The sequence below is a fragment of the Pseudomonas putida group bacterium ESBL64 genome (assembly GCF_045277175.1).
GTDB lineage: Bacteria > Pseudomonadota > Gammaproteobacteria > Pseudomonadales > Pseudomonadaceae > Aquipseudomonas > Aquipseudomonas alloputida.
Genome location: NZ_CP145799.1, coordinates 5,795,480 through 5,812,190, shown reverse-complemented (window position 1 = coordinate 5,812,190; position 16,711 = coordinate 5,795,480). Strand labels below are relative to the sequence as shown.

The 16,711-nt window shown below is 56.5% G+C and carries 16 protein-coding genes and 3 pseudogenes; 9 read left to right on the top strand and 10 right to left on the bottom strand.

Annotated elements, in window-relative coordinates; all coding sequences use genetic code 11:
• Positions 1 to 78 precede the first annotated feature (78 nt).
• Entirely contained in the window at positions 79 to 1,425 is a 1,347-nt protein-coding gene (locus V6093_RS26315) for a glutamine synthetase family protein (protein ID WP_054889143.1), read from the bottom strand.
• Between the two features lie 27 nt (positions 1,426 to 1,452).
• Positions 1,453 to 2,007: a helix-turn-helix domain-containing protein gene (locus V6093_RS26310; RefSeq protein ID WP_003248847.1), complete on the bottom strand. Its 555-nt coding sequence runs from the start codon at positions 2,005 to 2,007 to the stop codon at positions 1,453 to 1,455.
• Positions 2,008 to 2,220: 213 nt separating this feature from the next.
• Between V6093_RS26310 and V6093_RS26305 the strand changes: the two genes are divergently transcribed.
• Entirely contained in the window at positions 2,221 to 3,114 is an 894-nt protein-coding gene (locus V6093_RS26305; RefSeq protein WP_003248845.1) for a LysR substrate-binding domain-containing protein, read from the top strand.
• 99 nt (positions 3,115 to 3,213) lie between these two features.
• Complete coding sequence (locus tag V6093_RS26300; protein ID WP_014859677.1) at positions 3,214 to 3,918, top strand: SDR family oxidoreductase; 705 nt, start codon at positions 3,214 to 3,216, stop codon at positions 3,916 to 3,918.
• A gap of 94 nt (positions 3,919 to 4,012) precedes the next feature.
• Here V6093_RS26300 and V6093_RS26295 read toward each other — a convergent pair whose 3' ends face one another.
• Both V6093_RS26295 and V6093_RS26290 read right to left on the bottom strand, forming a co-directional pair.
• Positions 4,013 to 4,498 (bottom strand): hypothetical protein, encoded by a 486-nt coding sequence (locus tag V6093_RS26295; protein ID WP_014859676.1) that lies wholly within the window; start codon positions 4,496 to 4,498, stop codon positions 4,013 to 4,015.
• A 376-nt stretch (positions 4,499 to 4,874) separates the two neighbouring features.
• Positions 4,875 to 5,801 (bottom strand): LysR substrate-binding domain-containing protein, encoded by a 927-nt coding sequence (locus V6093_RS26290; protein ID WP_004576754.1) that lies wholly within the window; start codon positions 5,799 to 5,801, stop codon positions 4,875 to 4,877.
• A 186-nt stretch (positions 5,802 to 5,987) separates the two neighbouring features.
• On the opposite strand from V6093_RS26290, the gene V6093_RS26285 reads away from it, so the two are divergent.
• The 4 genes from V6093_RS26285 to V6093_RS26270 all read left to right on the top strand — a co-directional run bounded on the left by V6093_RS26285 (position 5,988) and on the right by V6093_RS26270 (position 9,857).
• A complete protein-coding gene (locus V6093_RS26285; RefSeq protein WP_143999825.1) occupies positions 5,988 to 7,334 on the top strand; it encodes a dicarboxylate/amino acid:cation symporter in 1,347 nt (448 codons plus the stop codon).
• A gap of 10 nt (positions 7,335 to 7,344) precedes the next feature.
• Positions 7,345 to 8,253 (top strand): L(+)-tartrate dehydratase subunit alpha, encoded by a 909-nt coding sequence (gene ttdA / locus V6093_RS26280; protein ID WP_004576752.1) that lies wholly within the window; start codon positions 7,345 to 7,347, stop codon positions 8,251 to 8,253.
• A complete protein-coding gene (ttdB, locus tag V6093_RS26275; RefSeq protein ID WP_004576751.1) occupies positions 8,250 to 8,858 on the top strand; it encodes a L(+)-tartrate dehydratase subunit beta in 609 nt (202 codons plus the stop codon). Before ttdA ends, ttdB begins: the two co-directional genes overlap by 4 nt.
• Positions 8,859 to 8,990: 132 nt before the next feature.
• Positions 8,991 to 9,857 carry an oxaloacetate decarboxylase gene (locus V6093_RS26270; RefSeq protein ID WP_108079311.1) on the top strand — a complete coding sequence of 289 codons (867 nt, stop codon included), beginning with the start codon at positions 8,991 to 8,993 and terminating at the stop codon, positions 9,855 to 9,857.
• Between the two features lie 75 nt (positions 9,858 to 9,932).
• Here the strand turns inward: V6093_RS26270 and V6093_RS26265 are convergent, their stop codons facing one another.
• From V6093_RS26265 to V6093_RS26250, 4 genes and pseudogenes are all read right to left on the bottom strand, one after another.
• Positions 9,933 to 10,910 (bottom strand): DMT family transporter, encoded by a 978-nt coding sequence (locus tag V6093_RS26265; RefSeq protein WP_108079312.1) that lies wholly within the window; start codon positions 10,908 to 10,910, stop codon positions 9,933 to 9,935.
• On the bottom strand, positions 10,907 to 11,470 hold the full coding sequence (locus tag V6093_RS26260) for a TetR/AcrR family transcriptional regulator (protein ID WP_003248835.1): 564 nt from the start codon (positions 11,468 to 11,470) through the stop codon (positions 10,907 to 10,909). Before V6093_RS26260 ends, V6093_RS26265 begins: the two co-directional genes overlap by 4 nt.
• Before the next feature lie 438 nt (positions 11,471 to 11,908).
• Positions 11,909 to 12,367, bottom strand: coding sequence for a hypothetical protein (locus tag V6093_RS26255; protein ID WP_265980210.1), 459 nt, complete (start codon positions 12,365 to 12,367; stop codon positions 11,909 to 11,911).
• Positions 12,368 to 12,552: 185 nt separating this feature from the next.
• Positions 12,553 to 12,669: pseudogene (locus tag V6093_RS26250) on the bottom strand (IS5/IS1182 family transposase); the annotation flags it as partial.
• A 174-nt stretch (positions 12,670 to 12,843) separates the two neighbouring features.
• Between V6093_RS26250 and V6093_RS26245 the strand changes: the two are divergent.
• Positions 12,844 to 13,461, top strand: coding sequence for a LysE family translocator (locus V6093_RS26245; protein WP_406669831.1), 618 nt, complete (start codon positions 12,844 to 12,846; stop codon positions 13,459 to 13,461).
• A gap of 45 nt (positions 13,462 to 13,506) precedes the next feature.
• Here V6093_RS26245 and V6093_RS26240 read toward each other — a convergent pair whose 3' ends face one another.
• Positions 13,507 to 13,815, bottom strand: coding sequence for a chorismate mutase (locus V6093_RS26240; protein WP_012053142.1), 309 nt, complete (start codon positions 13,813 to 13,815; stop codon positions 13,507 to 13,509).
• Positions 13,816 to 13,898: 83 nt separating this feature from the next.
• A pseudogene (locus V6093_RS26235) lies at positions 13,899 to 14,052 on the bottom strand (site-specific integrase); the annotation flags it as partial.
• 424 nt (positions 14,053 to 14,476) lie between these two features.
• On the opposite strand from V6093_RS26235, the pseudogene V6093_RS26230 reads away from it, so the two are divergent.
• Positions 14,477 to 15,333: pseudogene (locus V6093_RS26230) on the top strand (DNA-processing protein DprA).
• 990 nt (positions 15,334 to 16,323) lie between these two features.
• A complete protein-coding gene (locus tag V6093_RS26225; RefSeq protein WP_406669662.1) occupies positions 16,324 to 16,638 on the top strand; it encodes a hypothetical protein in 315 nt (104 codons plus the stop codon).
• Positions 16,639 to 16,711 lie beyond the last annotated feature (73 nt).

Genomic DNA, 16,711 nt, shown 5'->3' with positions numbered 1-16,711 from the left:
CTCCGGCAAATCCATATTGCGCGTTGTATTGAAACGGTAGAAAGGGAGGGTGCAGCGTCGCTGTTCCAACCTCGGCACCTACAGGAACCAGCGGTATTCGCGGGCATCGATGTGGTGCATGAAGTCCAGTTGCTCCTGGTATTTGTTTTCGCAATAGACCATCACGAACTCGCTGCCCAGGCCTTCGTTGACCACCGGGTGGTGACGCATGGCGGCCAAGGCGCTGAGGGCATCCTTGGGGAAGTCGATGCCGCTCTGGCGGTTGTCGTTCAGCGGGGCGATGGGCTCCACGCCGCGATCCAGACCATGCTCCATCCCGGTCAAAATGGCCGCCAGTACCAGATACGGGTTGGCGTCGGCGCCAGCGAGGCGGTGCTCGATGCGCAGGTTGCGCGGGTCGGACTCGGGGATGCGGATGCACGCGTCACGGTCTTCGAAACCCCAGCTGGCCTTGCTCGCCGCGTTGACCATGGCGCCATAACGTCGGTAGGCATTGTGGTTGGGGGCAAAGATCGGCATGCAGTGCGGCAGCAGCTCCAGGCAGCCTGCCACCGCATGGCGCAGCTTGCGCTGTTCGCTTCCCGCCAGGATGTTATTGCCGGCTTCGTCGTACAGGCTGACGTGCACATGCATGCCGCTGCCTGGCGCGTCCAGGTAGGGCTTGCTCATGAAGCTGGCACGGTAGCCGTGCTTCATCGCGATACCGCGGGTACTGCGGCAGAACAGTGCCGACCAGTCCGCCGCACTGAGGGCATCGTCGCTGTGCGAGAAGTTGATCTCGAACTGGCCTGGGCCCAGCTCTGCGGTGATGACGTTCGCCGGCACGCCCTGCTCGTTGGCGCCATCGACCATCTCGTGCAGGACCGACGAGAAGCGCGACAACCGCTCGATGTGCATGTTCGGCTGATCGTCTTCATCCTCGGTTGCCGTGTCACGTGGGTACTGTGGCAGGCCGTTATCAAGCTTGCGGTCGAACAGGTAGAACTCCAGTTCGAACGCCACCACCGGGCGGATGCCACGCTTGGCCAGACGCTGAAGCACACGCGCCAGCACTTCACGGGGCTCGAACTCGATCGGCTTTGCGGTGCCGTCGGATGTGATCAGCATCTGGGCGATCACTTCCTTCTCCCAACGCACCGGTTTCAGCGTACCCGGCACCAGGCGCCGGGCGGCATCCGGGTCGCCGTCGGCGAAGCAATAGTCACCAATCGGGTAAAGGCCGCCCTGGGTACCCAGCAGCACGCAGTTCTGCGGCAGCTTCAGTGGCGCACCGGCTGCGACTTTTTCCAGCATGTCCATGGGGTAGCGCTTGCCGTAGAAGTGCCCGGGGATGTCCAGCGCAATCAGGTCGACATAGCGAATTGCCGGGTGTTCTGCTCGGAACGAGCGCACTTCAGCCAGCAGGTCCGGAAAGATGACACTCATCTTCTTATCCTTGTGAGGTGAACGAATTCAATTGAAGACCCAGAGCACACGGGTAGTTCTGTCCGTCAGGTTGGCGTAACGGAACGGCGCATGGGGTTGCAGCTGGAAGCAGTCGTTGGCTTGCAGGGTCACGGCATCGCCCTGGTCCAGCCACACCGTGAGTTCGCCCTCGAGCACGAAACAGCCCTGCTCGGAACGGTCGCTCAAGTACGCCTCCCCACTGGTGGCGCCCGGCTCGAGAAGGCTGTCGAGCATGGAGAAGGCGCCTGCGATGGTCGGCGAAGCCAGCACGTCGGTGATGCCCGACTCCAGGTACAGCGTGCGCCGCTCGTTAGGGCGCGTGACCCAGCCAATGCTGCGGGGCTTGCTCAGGTTGTAGAAGTACGCGGTTGATACGCCGAGCGCTTCGCTGATAGCGGTGAGGTCTGCCACGGTCGGGCGCGAAACGCCGCGTTCGACCTGGGAGAGGAAACCCACCGAGCGGTTGATGCGCTCGGCCAGTTCACCCAAGGTCAGGTTCTTGAATTTGCGCAGGTCGTGAATAAGGATCGCGAGGGCTTCAACCTCTTCGTGTCTCTTCATCGTTTCGGACTGCCGTGAAATTTTTAGACTTATTTTTCATGAAAATTTACATGAAAAATTTCACGCGTCAAGCTGAACAATGAAAATGTGCAGCCGCCAACAGAGGGCTTGCTGCGCAGCGTGGCGGATTGCCTGCGGTGGCGCGGGTTTCTTTACAGGCGCTCGGCGAGTAGCCTCGTGGGTGAATCCTCCAGCCCGACCCTGTCCATCGCCATGCCAAACGGTTTCCCTGATTTGCCCTCACTCAATGCGCTACGTGTGTTCGAAGTGGTTGCCCGCCACCTGAACTTTCGCCTGGCCGCCGACGAGCTGGGGGTGACCCAGGCGGCAGTGGCACAACAGATACGCGGGCTGGAAGCGAGCCTGAACCTTCGTTTGTTCGAGCGCCTGCCCCGGGGCCTGGCACTGACCGATGCGGGGCTGGGCTACAGCGGCAGCATTCGCAACGCCTTGGCGATGATCGATGAGGCAACCCGCCTGCTGCGGCCACAGGCGTCTCACCTGACGGTCAGCGTGACACCGACCTTTGCCTCCAAATGGCTCATTCCCCGGCTGGGCCGCTTTGCGCACAGCCATCCGGACATCGATTTACGTGTACTGGCCACAGATCGGCTGTCCCACTTCAATACCGACGGCGTGGATCTCGCAGTCCGCTATGGCAAGCCCGACATCGGCGCGGGTTTGAACAGCGAACTGTTGATGGAACAGCATATCGTCGCCGTGGCCAGCCCAAGGTTGTTCGAAGCCAGCAAAGTCCCCACCAGCTTCGAGCAGCTTCAAGCGTTCACCCTGCTTCACGATGCCCATGATTTCTGGCCTCGGTTCCTTGCACAACTGTTCCCGCAACACGGGCAAGCGACTGCCAAAAACCTGCGGTTCAACCAGACTTCATTGGCCATCGATGCCGCCATCAGTGGTCAGGGTATTGCGTTGGCAAGCCTGGCGTTCGTCAGTGATGACCTCGTCGCGGGCAGGCTGACCCAGGTCTTCGCTCAGCAACTCAGGCTCGATAAGTCGTTCTATCTGGTATGGCCACGAAAGTTGCAGCAGCCGGAGTCGCTAGGCATTGTCCAGCGCTGGCTCAAGCAACAAGCAGGCAATAGTTAATCTACTGCCTTGGTGAAGTTTAGCTGTCTCCCTCGCGGCCACGACTGCTGCTAATTTTAGTGCACCTAAGCATTCAGCCATTAACGTTCCGGAGGCAGCATGTCAGTAGAAAAAGTTGCGATCATTACAGCAGGTGGCAGTGGTATGGGCGCGGCAGCGGCACGGCGCCTGGCCGCTGACGGGTTCAAGGTCGGCATCCTGTCCTCCTCGGGCAAGGGCGAAGCGCTGGCTGCCGAGCTTGGCGGTGTGGGTATAACAGGTAGCAACCAGTCGGTTGAGGACCTGAAACGCCTGGTCGATGCCGTGGTGGAAAAGTGGGGGCGCATCGACGTGCTGGTCAATAGCGCCGGCCATGGTCCGCGCGCGCCAATCCTGGAAATCAGCGACGAAGACTGGCACAAGGGCATGGACACCTATCTGCTCAATGTCATTCGCCCGACTCGCCTGGTGACGCCCTACATGCAGCGCCAGAAAGGGGGCGTGATCATCAACATTTCCACCGCCTGGGCGTTCGAGCCGAGTGAGCTGTTCCCGACGTCTGCAGTGTTCCGTTCGGGCTTGGCCGCATTCACCAAAATCTTCGCCGACCAATTCGCCGGGGACAACGTGAGGATCAACAACGTCCTCCCCGGCTGGATCGACAGCCTGCCGGCCACCGAACAGCGCCGCGACAGCGTGCCGCTCAAACGCTATGGCACCCGCGAGGAAATCGCCGCCACCATCGCGTTTCTCGCCAGCGAAGGCGCTGCCTACATCACCGGGCAGAACATCAAGGTCGATGGCGGCGTGACACGTAGCGTTTGATTGCCCGTTGGCCGCAGCATACGCAACGGCGACCCCCACCTCCTTCGAAGCTATCGGTCAGCGTCACCCTTGCTGGCCGGTGGCGGGTATTAGGTTAGCGAGACGGCGTGCCCATCTGCTGCTGATGCTGCATCATCTGATCCATCATCATCTGTTGCATTCCCATGTATCTGTCCATCATGTATTGGTGCTGCTTCATCTGCTCAGGCGTCATTCCGGCGTAATGGCTGCTCATCTGCCCCCAGCCCATCATGTGGCCGCTCCCCATCATGCGACCGCCCATCATGCCGCCGCAGCACCCCATCATTCCCTTCATCATGAGCATTCCTTGCTGCATCATGGCCTGGTGATCTTGCATGAGTTTCTGGCGCTGGACTGGATCGGTAGTTTTGTGGATCAGGCTCATTTGATCCTGCATTTTTTTCAGATTTTCTTGAGCCTTCGCCATCTCCTGATCAAATTGCTCAATGTTCATCGACTGTTGAGTCGGCTCGGCGGCGCTGGAGGCCTGCTGGGCAAGGGTTAGAGCAGGAAAAAGAACACCCGCCAAAGCCAGGGCGACGAGTTTGGATGCTGTCATGGTTCAGATCCTTATAGGGAATGGCGGGCAGGGAATGGAACGTTGCTGTTCAGTATAGGTCTCGATTAAGGACGCAAACTGGTGCACGTTGAAAGGTGTCGCTGACACCTAAGCAAGTCGTGAGGGGCGCGCGCAAGCATTCATGGGCTACCGGCGCAAAGTTAAATAATGCGCCATCACCCAAACACTGTGTGTCGACAAGGGTTGTGCCGGCGGCGCCGATGGCAATCCAAACCGCCTCTTCGCGTGGAACGGCCCAACCTTCTGCCGTTCATGCTCGCCCCTGGCTTCATTTTTTAACGCGGGAGGATCGCCAAGAAGACCTCATGCGCATCATCAGGCGTAACTCAACCAAGCCGATGCGGCTTCGCCAGCGTCATTTCCACGCATCAAGACCGCCAGTAGGGTTCTCAGCTTTGCTTTTGAAAAACTCTCGTAAATGATCAACAAAATAAGCGACTTTCGCAGATAAATTCAGGCGTTCTAAATAGACAGCGTAAATGTCTGCCGGCTCGGTCTCATAATCGTTCAAGACTTCCACAAGCTGACCTGTACGTAGATAACCGGCCAGGTTCCATTCCGCTCGCATCAATATCCCATGCCCGTCCAGCGCCCAAGTCAACGCTACCTCTCCATCGTTAGTACTCAAGCTCCCGTGGACCTTGATGGCGTCGAACTGTTTGCCTTTAGACATACGCCATATCCCGAATGCGGATTCATTTTGACGCAACACGATACAGTTGTGCCGGACCAGGTCTTTTGCCGTCTCAGGAGTTCCGTGGGTACGTAAGTACTCAGGGCTTGCACACAAACGTCGGCGATTAACCGCTATTTTCCTGGCAATGAGCCTTGAATCAGGCAGTTCACCAAAACGGATCGCCACGTCAATTGCGTCATCAGGGAGATGGATAGGCCGGTCCGTCAGGTGAAGCTGAACTTCAACCTCTGGATAGCGCTTGGCGAAGAGTGAGATGGCTGGCCCTACATGGGTGCGGCCGAAGCCCAGCGGTGCATTCACGCGCAACAAACCCTTTGGCTCGGCCCTGCTGCTGGATACCTGCCGCTCCATCTCCTCGATCTCGCCGAGAATGCGTTTTGCATTGATCAGGTACGTCTCACCTTCGGCCGTGAGGCTGATGCTGCGCGTCGTTCGGTTCAACAAACGAACGCCGAGACGCTTCTCCAATTGCGCAAGCCGCTTGGTTACAGCGGGGGGAGTGAGGTTCAGCTCACGGGCTGTCGCTGCCAGGCTGCCAGCCGCCACCAACTGGCTGAAAAAAGCAAGTTCCGACACAGGATTCATAATTAACCTCAAGGAAATAATGTCTTAAATCTGAGTCTATTACACCACTCAGAAAAAACCATTACCTTAGGCCTGCCTGATTAACCACAAAAACGCTGGGCTATTTAGCTTTGCCGGTCTTGCCTGTCTGCCGCTTAGCCCAGTCGCCACATAAATCCGACTCACAACAATAATTCGGAGACGGCAATGGCCAAACGATGGATAAGTAAGCTGTATGTGCAGGTACTGATTGGCGTCTCAATTGGGGTACTGCTAGGCGTGCTCTGGCCGGAGGTCGGCGCAGACATGAAGCCACTGGGTGATGCCTTCATCAAACTGATCAAGATGGTTTTTGCACCGATCATCTTTGCAACCGTGGTTCTCGGCATCGCCAAAATGGAAAACATGAAGGAGCTCGGCCGTGTCGGTGCCCGGGCCCTGATCTACTTCGAGGTTCTCTCCTCTTTCGCATTGTTGCTGGGCCTGATCGTTGTGAACCTGGTGCAACCTGGCCAAGGCATGAACATCGACCCTGCCACCCTGGATAGCAATGCCATCTCTACCTACACCGCTGCTGCCGTTAGCGGATCGGGCGGCTTCACCGACTTCTTGTTGCATGTAATCCCCGGCAGCGTAGTGGATGCCTTTGCCAAGAACGAAATCCTGCAGATTCTGCTGTTCTCGACCTTACTCGGCATTGCGCTGGCCAATCTAGGAGAACGCGGCAAGCCCGTAGTCGATGTGCTCGAGTCGTTTTCTCACGGCATGTTCTACATCGTCGGCATGGTGATGCGCATTGCTCCGCTGGCAGCCTGTGGCGCCATGGCTTTCACCGTCGGCAAATATGGCCTGGGCTCCATCGTTTCGCTGGGCAAGCTGATGGCAACTATGTACGTGACCTGCTTCCTGTTCGTGGTGATCGTTCTCGGCTCAATCGCTCGGATGTCTGGGTTCAGCTTGTGGAAGTTCCTCAAGTACCTGCGGGAGGAGCTGTTCACCGTATTGGGCACCAGCTCATCGGAGTCTGTTGTGCCACAAATGATGAACAAACTGGAGAAGGTCGGCGTCTCGAAACCGGTAGTAGGCCTGGTCATTCCTTCGGGGCTGACTTTCAACCCTGACGGCCAATGCATCTACTACACAATGGCGGCGATATTCATCGCGCAGGCAACCAATACCCCACTGACCCTCATGGACCAGCTGATCGTCCTGGGCGTGCTCCTGCTCACATCCAAAGGCTCTGCAGGCGTCACGGGTTCGGGCTTCATCACCCTGGCCGCAACCCTGGCCACCATGGACAACATCCCTGTAGCCGGCATGGTTCTGCTTCTTGGCGTAGACCGCTTCATGTCTGAGGCTCGCGCCATTACCAACACCATCGGCAACGCCGTGGGCACCATGGCCATCGCCAAATGGGTCGGCGCCCTCGATAGCACCAGGATGAATCAGGTCTTGGATGGCCAAGTGGTGGGCGAGCCAGAAAAAAGCGAATCACTGCCTTCGGCTGCCAAGCCTGCCATTGACTCTGACCCAAAAAACCTTGTGATGCACTGAGGAAGTAAACATGGAAACCGTAGACAAAGAAGCCGCTGTGGAATCGCTGACCGACGTCTTGGCGAAGTTCACCGCCTACATCGGCAAGCGCCTGCCCAAGGATGTAAAAGAAAAGACCGCCAAGCTGCGCGCAGCGGAAACCAACCCGCTGGCCATCGCCGTCTACGACTCGATGGCCGACAACCAGGATTACGCTGACAAGCTGAACCGCCCCAGCTGTCAGGATACCGGTGTGATCCAGTATTTCATTTCCGCCGGTGCACGCTTCCCGCTGCTGGGCGAAATGGAGGGCATCCTCGAGAACGCCACCAAGGAGGCGACCATCAAGGGCCCGCTACGCCACAACGCAGTTGAAACCTTCATCGAAAAGAACACCGGCACCAACACCGGCTCGAAGATCCCGTGGCTGGACTGGGAAATCATCCCCGATGCCGACTACGCCATTGTCGATGTGTACATGGCGGGTGGTGGCTGTACGTTGCCGGGCTCGGCCAAGGTGCTGATGCCAGGGCAAGGCTACGAAGGGGTCACAGAGTTCGTCTTCGATGTCATTACCTCCCGCGGTGTCAACGCTTGCCCGCCTTTGCTGGTAGGCGTGGGTGTATCGACCTCGGTCGAGACCGCGGCACGCCTTTCGAAAAAGGCCATCCTGCGCGAAGTGGATTCCAGCCATCCCAACGAAAGTGCAGCGATGATGGAGAAGCTGCTGGAGGAAGGCCTGAACGAAATCGGCATTGGCCCCCAGGGTTTGACGGGCAACAGCAGCGTGATGGGCGTGAACATCGAATCGTCGGCCCGACACCCCTCAACCATCGGCGTCGCGGTATCGACAGGTTGCTGGGCGCACCGCCGCGGCAAGATCCGCATCAATGCCGACCTCACTTATGACATCCTCTCCCATGAAGGCGTAGTACTGTGAAAAAGATCCTGACCACTCCAATAAGTGACGAAGATTTGGCAAGCCTGAACGTTGGCGACGTGGTTTACCTCACTGGCCAGTTGGTGACTTGCCGAGACGTTGCACATCGCCGGCTTATCGAGTTAGGCCGGGAGCTTCCTGTAAATCTTCGCGGCGGCGCGATCTTTCACGCAGGCCCCATCGTCAAGAGAAAGGACGATGGCAGCTTTGAAATGGTGTCGATCGGCCCGACGACTAGCATGCGCATGGAAAAGTTCGAGAAACAGTTCATTGAGCAAACTGGGGTAAAGCTGATCGTCGGCAAAGGCGGCATGGGCCCGGAGACCACCACGGGCTGCCTTGAAAACAAGGCGGTGCATGCAGTGTTTCCAGGCGGCTGTGCAGTCTTGGCAGCGACCCAGGTGGAAGAGATCGAACGCGCCGAATGGCAGGACTTGGGCATGCCGGAAACGCTATGGGTCAACCGTGTACGAGAGTTCGGCCCGCTGATCATTTCTATCGACACCAAGGGCAATAACCTGTTCGAGCAGAACAAAGCCCGGTTCAATGAACGCAAAGGCGCGGTGATCGAGAAGATCAATAGCCAAGTACGGTTCATCAAATAAGCGAATGGGCGGTGAAGGTGATCAACTCCACCGCCCAACACCGCCATCCCCTGCCCTCTCAACGTACTCGCTGAACGTCCAAAGTAGTGGAACGCGACGCGTCATACATCCCAAATACGCCCAGAGACAGCCATGCACAACCGCAGTCATCATCAATTGCGAAATGACTTCCGTGTTCTTCTCAACGGTCACGCTTGCCTGAGTACCGCTTCGGTTTTTGACCCTTTATCCGCACGCATCGCTTCGGATCTCGGCTTCGAAGTTGGCATACTGGGCGGCTCTGTTGCCTCCCTGCAAGTGTTGGGTGCTCCTGACATCGCTTTAATCACCCTTAGTGAATTCGCCGAACAGGCCACCCGAATTGGCCGCGTGGCTAGCCTTCCGATAATTGCTGACGCTGATCATGGATATGGCAACGCCCTTAACGCCATGAGGACTGTTGTCGAGCTAGAACGGGCTGGGGTTGCAGCACTCACCATCGAAGATACCCTCCTGCCTGCCCGTTTTGGCAGCGGTGCCCTGGAGCTGATCAGCACCGAAGAAGCCACCGGTAAACTGCGCGCGGCGCAAGAAGCAAGGATTGATAGCTCACTCGCCATCATCGCCAGAACCCACGCTGGTGTGCAGCCGCTACAGGACGTTATCCGTAGAACCAGGGAATTCGAGCGATCGGGTGCCGATGCGGTGTGCCTCGTTGGTGTGAAGGATGTTCATGAACTCGCCGCCATCGCCGATGGATTGACCCTTCCAGTGATGCTAATCACCTATGGCAACAGCGAGCTTCGGGATGCACCTGGCCTGGCAGAACTCGGCGTGCGCATCGTGGTGGATGGCCATCAAGCATACTTTGCCTCGGTTCAGGCCACCTATGAAAGCCTGCGCATACAGCGCCGTCGCCAGGTTAACGCTGACAAATCGGCCTCAACGCTCGTTGCTGGCTATTGCTTGCAAAACGAATATAAAGACTGGGCAGCAAAGTTCATGCTTTTCTCAAAGTAACAACTCAGCACTGTTGATCGCCCCTTTCCGATCCAGGCGACGAATCAATCAAGGGATGATCGCAAACCAGTCCCATCAGTGTCGGCTAAGGTCGGTTATCCCGCCATGTGTCTGGAGGCGTGTTTGCTTGCGGTAAAAGGCGTGAATAGCCCACACCACCCCTACGAACAACAAGCCTGTTCCAAGCGCTTCCATAGGAGACGGCCAGCGTTGGTTGATGAGCAGGCCCATCGTAGTTGCATAAATGGATCCGCTGGCGATCAATTGCCCGCTCAGCGCCAGCGGTAGACGCCGCGTTGCGATTGACCATGCCCAGGCACCTGCAAGGGTGGCCCCTAACCCCTGAATCAGCCCACAGACGATCAGCGCCTGAGTACCTGCCACTCCGCTCGGATGGCTAGCGAAATGAGACAGTTTCAAGTACAGCCCAACCGGGATGAACGCCAGCATTTCGACGCTGCACATGAAGATCAACATGGCTGACCACAACATGGGAGACATGCTTGGGCGTCGAGCCAAAGCACTTTCATTCAACAGACCAAAACCGGTCCAGAATGCGATTGCCAACAACGATGCAAGCAACCCAAGCAGTAACGACCCGGTCGGGAGCACTACCGCCGCACGGCTTGCATCAAAGACGCTCAGATTGACCAGGCTGATGCCCAGACCCGCCACCAGCAGTGGCCCGGCAATGGCGCGCCAGGGCACGCTGGCACTGCGCATGTTGCCGGCAATCGCAAGCACGATCGGTACTGACCCCATCATCACCGGAGGGATCACCGGCCCGGCTGCCAAGACCGCAGTGGTGATCAGGAAGAAGTAGCCAATGTATCCCAAGAAGCCCAGCAGTGCGGCACAGGCCCAGTCAATCAGTCGCAATTGCCGCACTGCGCTACGGTAAACGAACAGCACCAGCAGGCTACCTAACCCGGCAAAGGCATAGCTCACCACCGCCAGGTCAAAAAGGCTGTAGTCACCGACCAGCCCCGGAAAGATGTAGAGCAGTGACCAGGAAAAGGTGGCGGCAATGGCCGCTAACAAGCCCAGGGTCATACGCCCTGCTCCTGCCTCTGGATCCAGCAATGAGCTATTTGTCGGGCAGTGTCGAATACCCGCATGTCCTGGCCCATCGCGCCGCTGACAAAACTGCCCTCCAGCAAGATAAACAGCCCTTGGGCAACTGCGTCGGGGTCGTTTATACCGGCGCTCATGGCCAAGGCAGCAAGGTTTTCGCGTATCCCTTGCTTATGCCGGCTCACTGCCAAATGCACGGGGTGGCTAAACTGGGGGAATTCAGCCGCACTGTTGACGAACAGGCACCCGCGCTCGCTATCTTTTAAAAGAAAGCGTTCATACAGATCGAAAAAAGCGAGCATGCCACTGACCGGCTCAGGATGCCTGGCCAAGGTGCACGCTACCTCTTCACGCCAGCGTCGGTCACGCTCCTCAAGGCACGCCACTATCAGCGCATCCTTGGAGGGGAAATGGCTGTAGAGCGTCATTTTGGTAACTCCCGCCATCGCGGCAATGGCCGTTACCCCCGTCACGTATACACCTTGCAACAGAAACAGCTTCAGCGCGGCATCAATCAAACGCTCACGGGTATTGTCCAATTCAAGGCACTCCGGCAAAGGGACGGAGCTGACTATACTGACCGGTAAGATTCAGGCCGCATCCAGATACGACCTGAAGCATGGCCGCTACGACACAGAGCGCAGCAGCAAAATGCAGGCCTGACCAATCAGAGACTTGCTACGCCAGCTAAGCGCCCCCTGTACTTGGGATGCGAATCTGGGCTGTGTGGCTGATCGTGCCGTCTACCCGCTTGCGAAACACCGCTTGGCCCAACGTGTCTTGGGCATGCCGGTGGCAACTGTGTTTACCGAGATCGATCCCGACCCGTGCTGACTCGCTCGTGATGATGGCCTCCAAAACAAAACACCCTGCGAAAGCTTAGCCCTCGCAGGGTGTGGGGGTGACCCATTCATTTAGCCCGGCCTACGCTCGGCTTTCGTGCACGCTAAAGCCGGTACGGCATGGATGCGGTCAAATCATCGATCATTTTTTGAAGAAGACCCGACAGCGTTGCTGAGGCCTTTCGAATTATGATCGCCTGGCGTCGTTCGAGAGATGGCCGTGGACTTGGCTAAACCGCGAGTGTCCTTGGAGTGAGCGACACCCGAGGTGGTGGTGCCATGACCGTTGTCGCTGTTGCGCGAGCTTCCGTAATGATTGCCGCTTACCCCATGATCGCGTGTCGCCTTTCCAGCGTGATCACTTCCAAGGCCCTTCCCGCTTCCACTATGCCCTCCCATGCCACCGCCATGTCCGGCGCCGTTTCCACCGCCATGTCCGCCGCCACCGCCATGACCACCGCCGCCGCCGCCACCACCACCACCACCACCACCCTTGGCATAGGCGGAACTGATCGGGGAGATATCGGCGGGCAAGAATGCCGTCATCCCGAGTGCCAATGCACAAGCAAAGACAGCAACCAAAGGTTTTCTCATTTTTGTTCGGCTCCGGAGGCGCGAGTGGGTAGCTAAAGTGCAGATTGGACCTGACACAGACACCAAAGTTCTCGCATTCCGACAGACTGCCAGGGAAACGCTGATCACGTTTTCCCGAGCGCGTAATGAGCAACATCTCGACCGCGCCAGGCCCATTTTTCGGCCGATAGCGCAGCGTTCAACAACTACCGGCGCCCCATCCACAGGTCCGACAGCGCAAACAACGTGGTCCGTTGTGCAGTGTTCTTGACCAAGCCACGAAAGCGAGCCTTCACATAACCGAACTGGCGCTTGAGCGGACGACTGTGTCAGCACAGGTAGTCTGCCCCGTCCTGACGTGTTCGGAGAATCCTCAGCCAACCAAGCAGGGCCGAGCCCGCCAGTGCTAACAGCCCTTGAGGTTCCGCCTTGCTATTGGCGTACCCCGCCGTCAGGATGGATGCTTCATCAGGCTTAAGGAGAGAGCCGTGTTTCCCATGAACGTGTGGTTCGCCTATACCGCCGCCTGCGTGCTGTTGGTGCTGGCACCGGGCCCTGACAACGTGTTGGCCATTGGCCGCGGTCTCAGCCAGGGTAAAGTCGCAGCGGCCGTATCCGGCATGGCGTCAGGCGCAGGCATTCTATTTCACGTTGCAGCCGCTTCGTTAGGGTTGACCCTACTGATGCAAACCTCGGTGCTCGCATTTTGGGTGATCAAGCTCATGGGTGCCGGCTATCTGCTCTGGCTAGGGATCAAGGTTCTGCGCGCTCGTAGCCTGATAAGCTTTCAGCCGGCCTCCAGGAAATCGCTGCCCAGCATTTTTCTGACCGGTCTGCTTTCGGCTGCGCTCAATCCCAAGCCAGGTTTGTTCGTGCTGGCGTTCATTCCCCAGTTCGTCGACCCCGCACGCGGGTCGGTCAGTGTGCAGATGATGGTTTACGGCGTGTGGTTCGCTGCACTCACTGCATTGGGGTTTGCCTTGATGGGCATTTTCGCCACGGGACTGTCTCGCTACCTGTACCGGCGGCCACGGCTGGTGAATGGGCTGAACGTGGGCGCAGGCCTCACCTTCGTCGCGTCTGGCGTCTCGATTGCGGCGTTGAGCCAGAGATAGCAAGCAGGAGAAAGCGGCGGGGCTGCGTATGAGCCCCGTGTTTCATCACGATGCTGAAGCCTCATCGGCCAGCTTCGCATGGGTGTTGAGTTCCTCGGCGATAAAGGCCGAAATCATCGCCCGATAGACCTGTTCCACCACCTCAGCCGAGGCACCGGTTTCGTCAGCCATCTCACGAACCTTCTTGATCACTTGCTCGACCCGAGCGGGCGCACGCACATCATCGGTGGTTTTCTTGAAGCCCGCTGCTTGCGTTACAAGCCTTCCACGTTTGGCGAGAAGCGAAACGAGGCTGCGGTCGATTTCATCGATCCGTTGACGGACTTCGTCCAGAGAGGTGCAAGGTACATCCATTTGCTTGACTTCCTTTTCATGAACCTGCGATGGATTGGAGCAGGCTGTCGTGGGTGATCGGGGCGTGCAGTGTAGCTTCTATGCTAGGTCCGCTTCACGCTCCTCAGAGGGGTGTAACGCCGCAGCGAGTGGCCCGTCACGATGACCGGAAACACTGGATGCACGCGGGATATCTCACTCCTTATCGAACAAACAGCTCACGCCTGCGTGGCGCATGTCGTGAAAATGCAGATCCTCCACGCCAACCATCTTTCGCCCTGGCTTGAGCAGCCTGCTGGCGGGGGAATGTCTGGGACCTTTGGTAGACTAGGACACCCTTTTTCTTGAGGCGGATCTGGACGGTATAGCTAACCGTCGAATCAGCCTTTTTCCTTGCTCTGATCGTTGCCATGATCTCCGGTGGTACGAGCGTGAATGGCGGTGATACATCTCACCACCGTCAAACGCAACACGCCCATCGGAAATGGTACATAAATGCGTAGACCAAAATGTCCCTAGAAACCGCTTCAACGCCCCAGACCACGCGCCCTGAGCCGTCACGCCGCTTCAGCGTTGCACCCATGATGGATTGGGCAGGTACTAATTAAAACCCAAGACTGGCGGTGGATACAGAGAACAACGGTTTCACTTGTACCAATTTTGTACCCGCTCTAGGCCCGTCGTGCCTTCTGAGGAGATCGCTGCATATGAAGCTCTCTGGCTTAACCAAGGAGCATCGTTTGCCAACCTCGCGAAGCTGTTCAGTGAAAATCCTGGAGCAGCCCCTTCCGAACTTGTGGACAACCGACTAACTCAGGAAATCGCTGAGAAGCTATCAAATTCGATTGGTGCCGAATTCTTGGCTCAAGTAGGCATTCGGCTTCACGGTGCAGGTGAGTATCCCCAGAAGCTTAGAGATGCGGACCACCCTGTCGAACTCCTATATTACATGGGAAATTGGGAGCTTGTGGATACGCCTTGTCTCGCAATAGTTGGAACAAGATCGCCTTCTGATGAAGGTGCATTCAACGCAGGCCTGATCGCCCACAAACTGGTTAAACAGGGTTATACAATAGTATCCGGTCTGGCTAAAGGGATAGACTCATGCGCACATCGCGCTGCTCTGAATGCAGGCGGCAATACAATAGCCGTTATAGGTACGCCCTTGAACTCCTACTACCCGAAGGAGAACAAAGAGCTCCAAGATCATATGCGAAAAAACACCTTTTAATATCACAAGTCCCTTTCCTGAGGTATGACGCCCAAAACTATAAAACCAATAGGCTATTTTTCCCGGCTCGAAACGTGACAATGTCAGCACTAACGAGCGCCACAATCATTGTCGAGGCGGGAAACACCTCAGGAACTCTTGTACAAGCACGCGCAGCCCTTGCACAAAAAAGAAAGCTCTTCATTCTTGACAGCCGCTTTAGAAAACCAGAGCTAACTTGGCCGGCAAAGTACGAAAAGCTGGGTGCTATACGAGTAAAAAATGTAAGCGCCCTTGTTGAGATGCTCACGGATGACAAAGCTTATTAAGTTGGACCCGGACAACTACCTCTACCTTTCTGACGACGACGAGTGCTATCACTACGGCGAATACACTTCCGGAGGTGGGTTCAGCAAGAGCACTACCAATCAACAGATTCAGAACCTCAAAAAAAGCCTACTTGCTCTGACCGTGAACTGTATTACAAACGGCTGGCGGTAGAATATTGGGGCAAACTAATGGCTACATCCATCAATGTAACCGCTGACGCAACTGTAACGTTTATCCCTATACCTTGCTCAAAACCCTCCGGCCATCCGGACTTTGATGATCGCATGTTGAAGGTGCTGCAATTTATGGCGAGAAGCAAACCTCCTCTAGATATTAGACCAATATTGATGCAAACAGCGCTGCGATCGAGCCAGCATGAAGGGGGGGGGGGGGGGGGGGGGGGGGGGGGGGCTGTCACCGGCCCAACTCATGCAAACCCTTGCTGTAGATACAACCCAGACACTATACCCAGCCCGTTCGACCGTTATTATTGTTGACGACGTTATCACCAGAGGCTCTTCATTTAATGCTGCTAAAACTCTTTTACGACAGGTTCCAGGCGTGCAGCATGTCGCTGGCGTATTCCTAGCCAAGACAATTTGACCACCTTCAGAACTAGATGACTTCCTCGCCCTATAATTAACGCAACCCTCACCAACCAAACTTATGGATCGGCTTACTATTGACACGTGACGAATTCCCACACTACAACTTGACGCTTACAATTCGTCACCAATCTACCAGATTCAGGCTTGAACTAGGAATCTCATGAGGCGAAAACCTTATATTCGCAAGCATAATCGCAATACCATCTTGGCCAACTTAGCAACCCCCGCACTAGTATGCTTACTTAGCGGGCTTGGCTCTTGGGCAGGGATAATGCTAACAGCATGGTATACCTCAACCGCCACCACCCACCAAACAACATTTGAATGGGAGTCAAAAGTCTTAGACAGGCGCGTTGAAATTATCGAAAAATGACACGTCTCGTGGGAAGACAACCGGGCATTCAGGATGAGTGGAAGCGTTATCTTCAACCTGAAGATAAAGACCAGCCACCTCCAAGGGATTCTTCAGAGCGACTGGCCGATTATAACGCGGACTACGTGAGTACAATTTTACTCGTCAAACTTTATTTCGGAAATAAAACGATAGCCGCAATCAATGCACTCTCGAAGACCAACTCGCCTTGGTGGATGAAATCAGAAAACGAACAATTTGCTGTATTGACTGCAATGACTGAGGAACTCAAATTCGGACTTCCAACTTCCACATCGACGCTCACAAACTCCCCCAGCCGTTAGTAATTCTTTCACCCATCTAAAATTTGCATAATTACACACTGAACTATACTGCAAGCAGCCAGGGAAAAGTGTC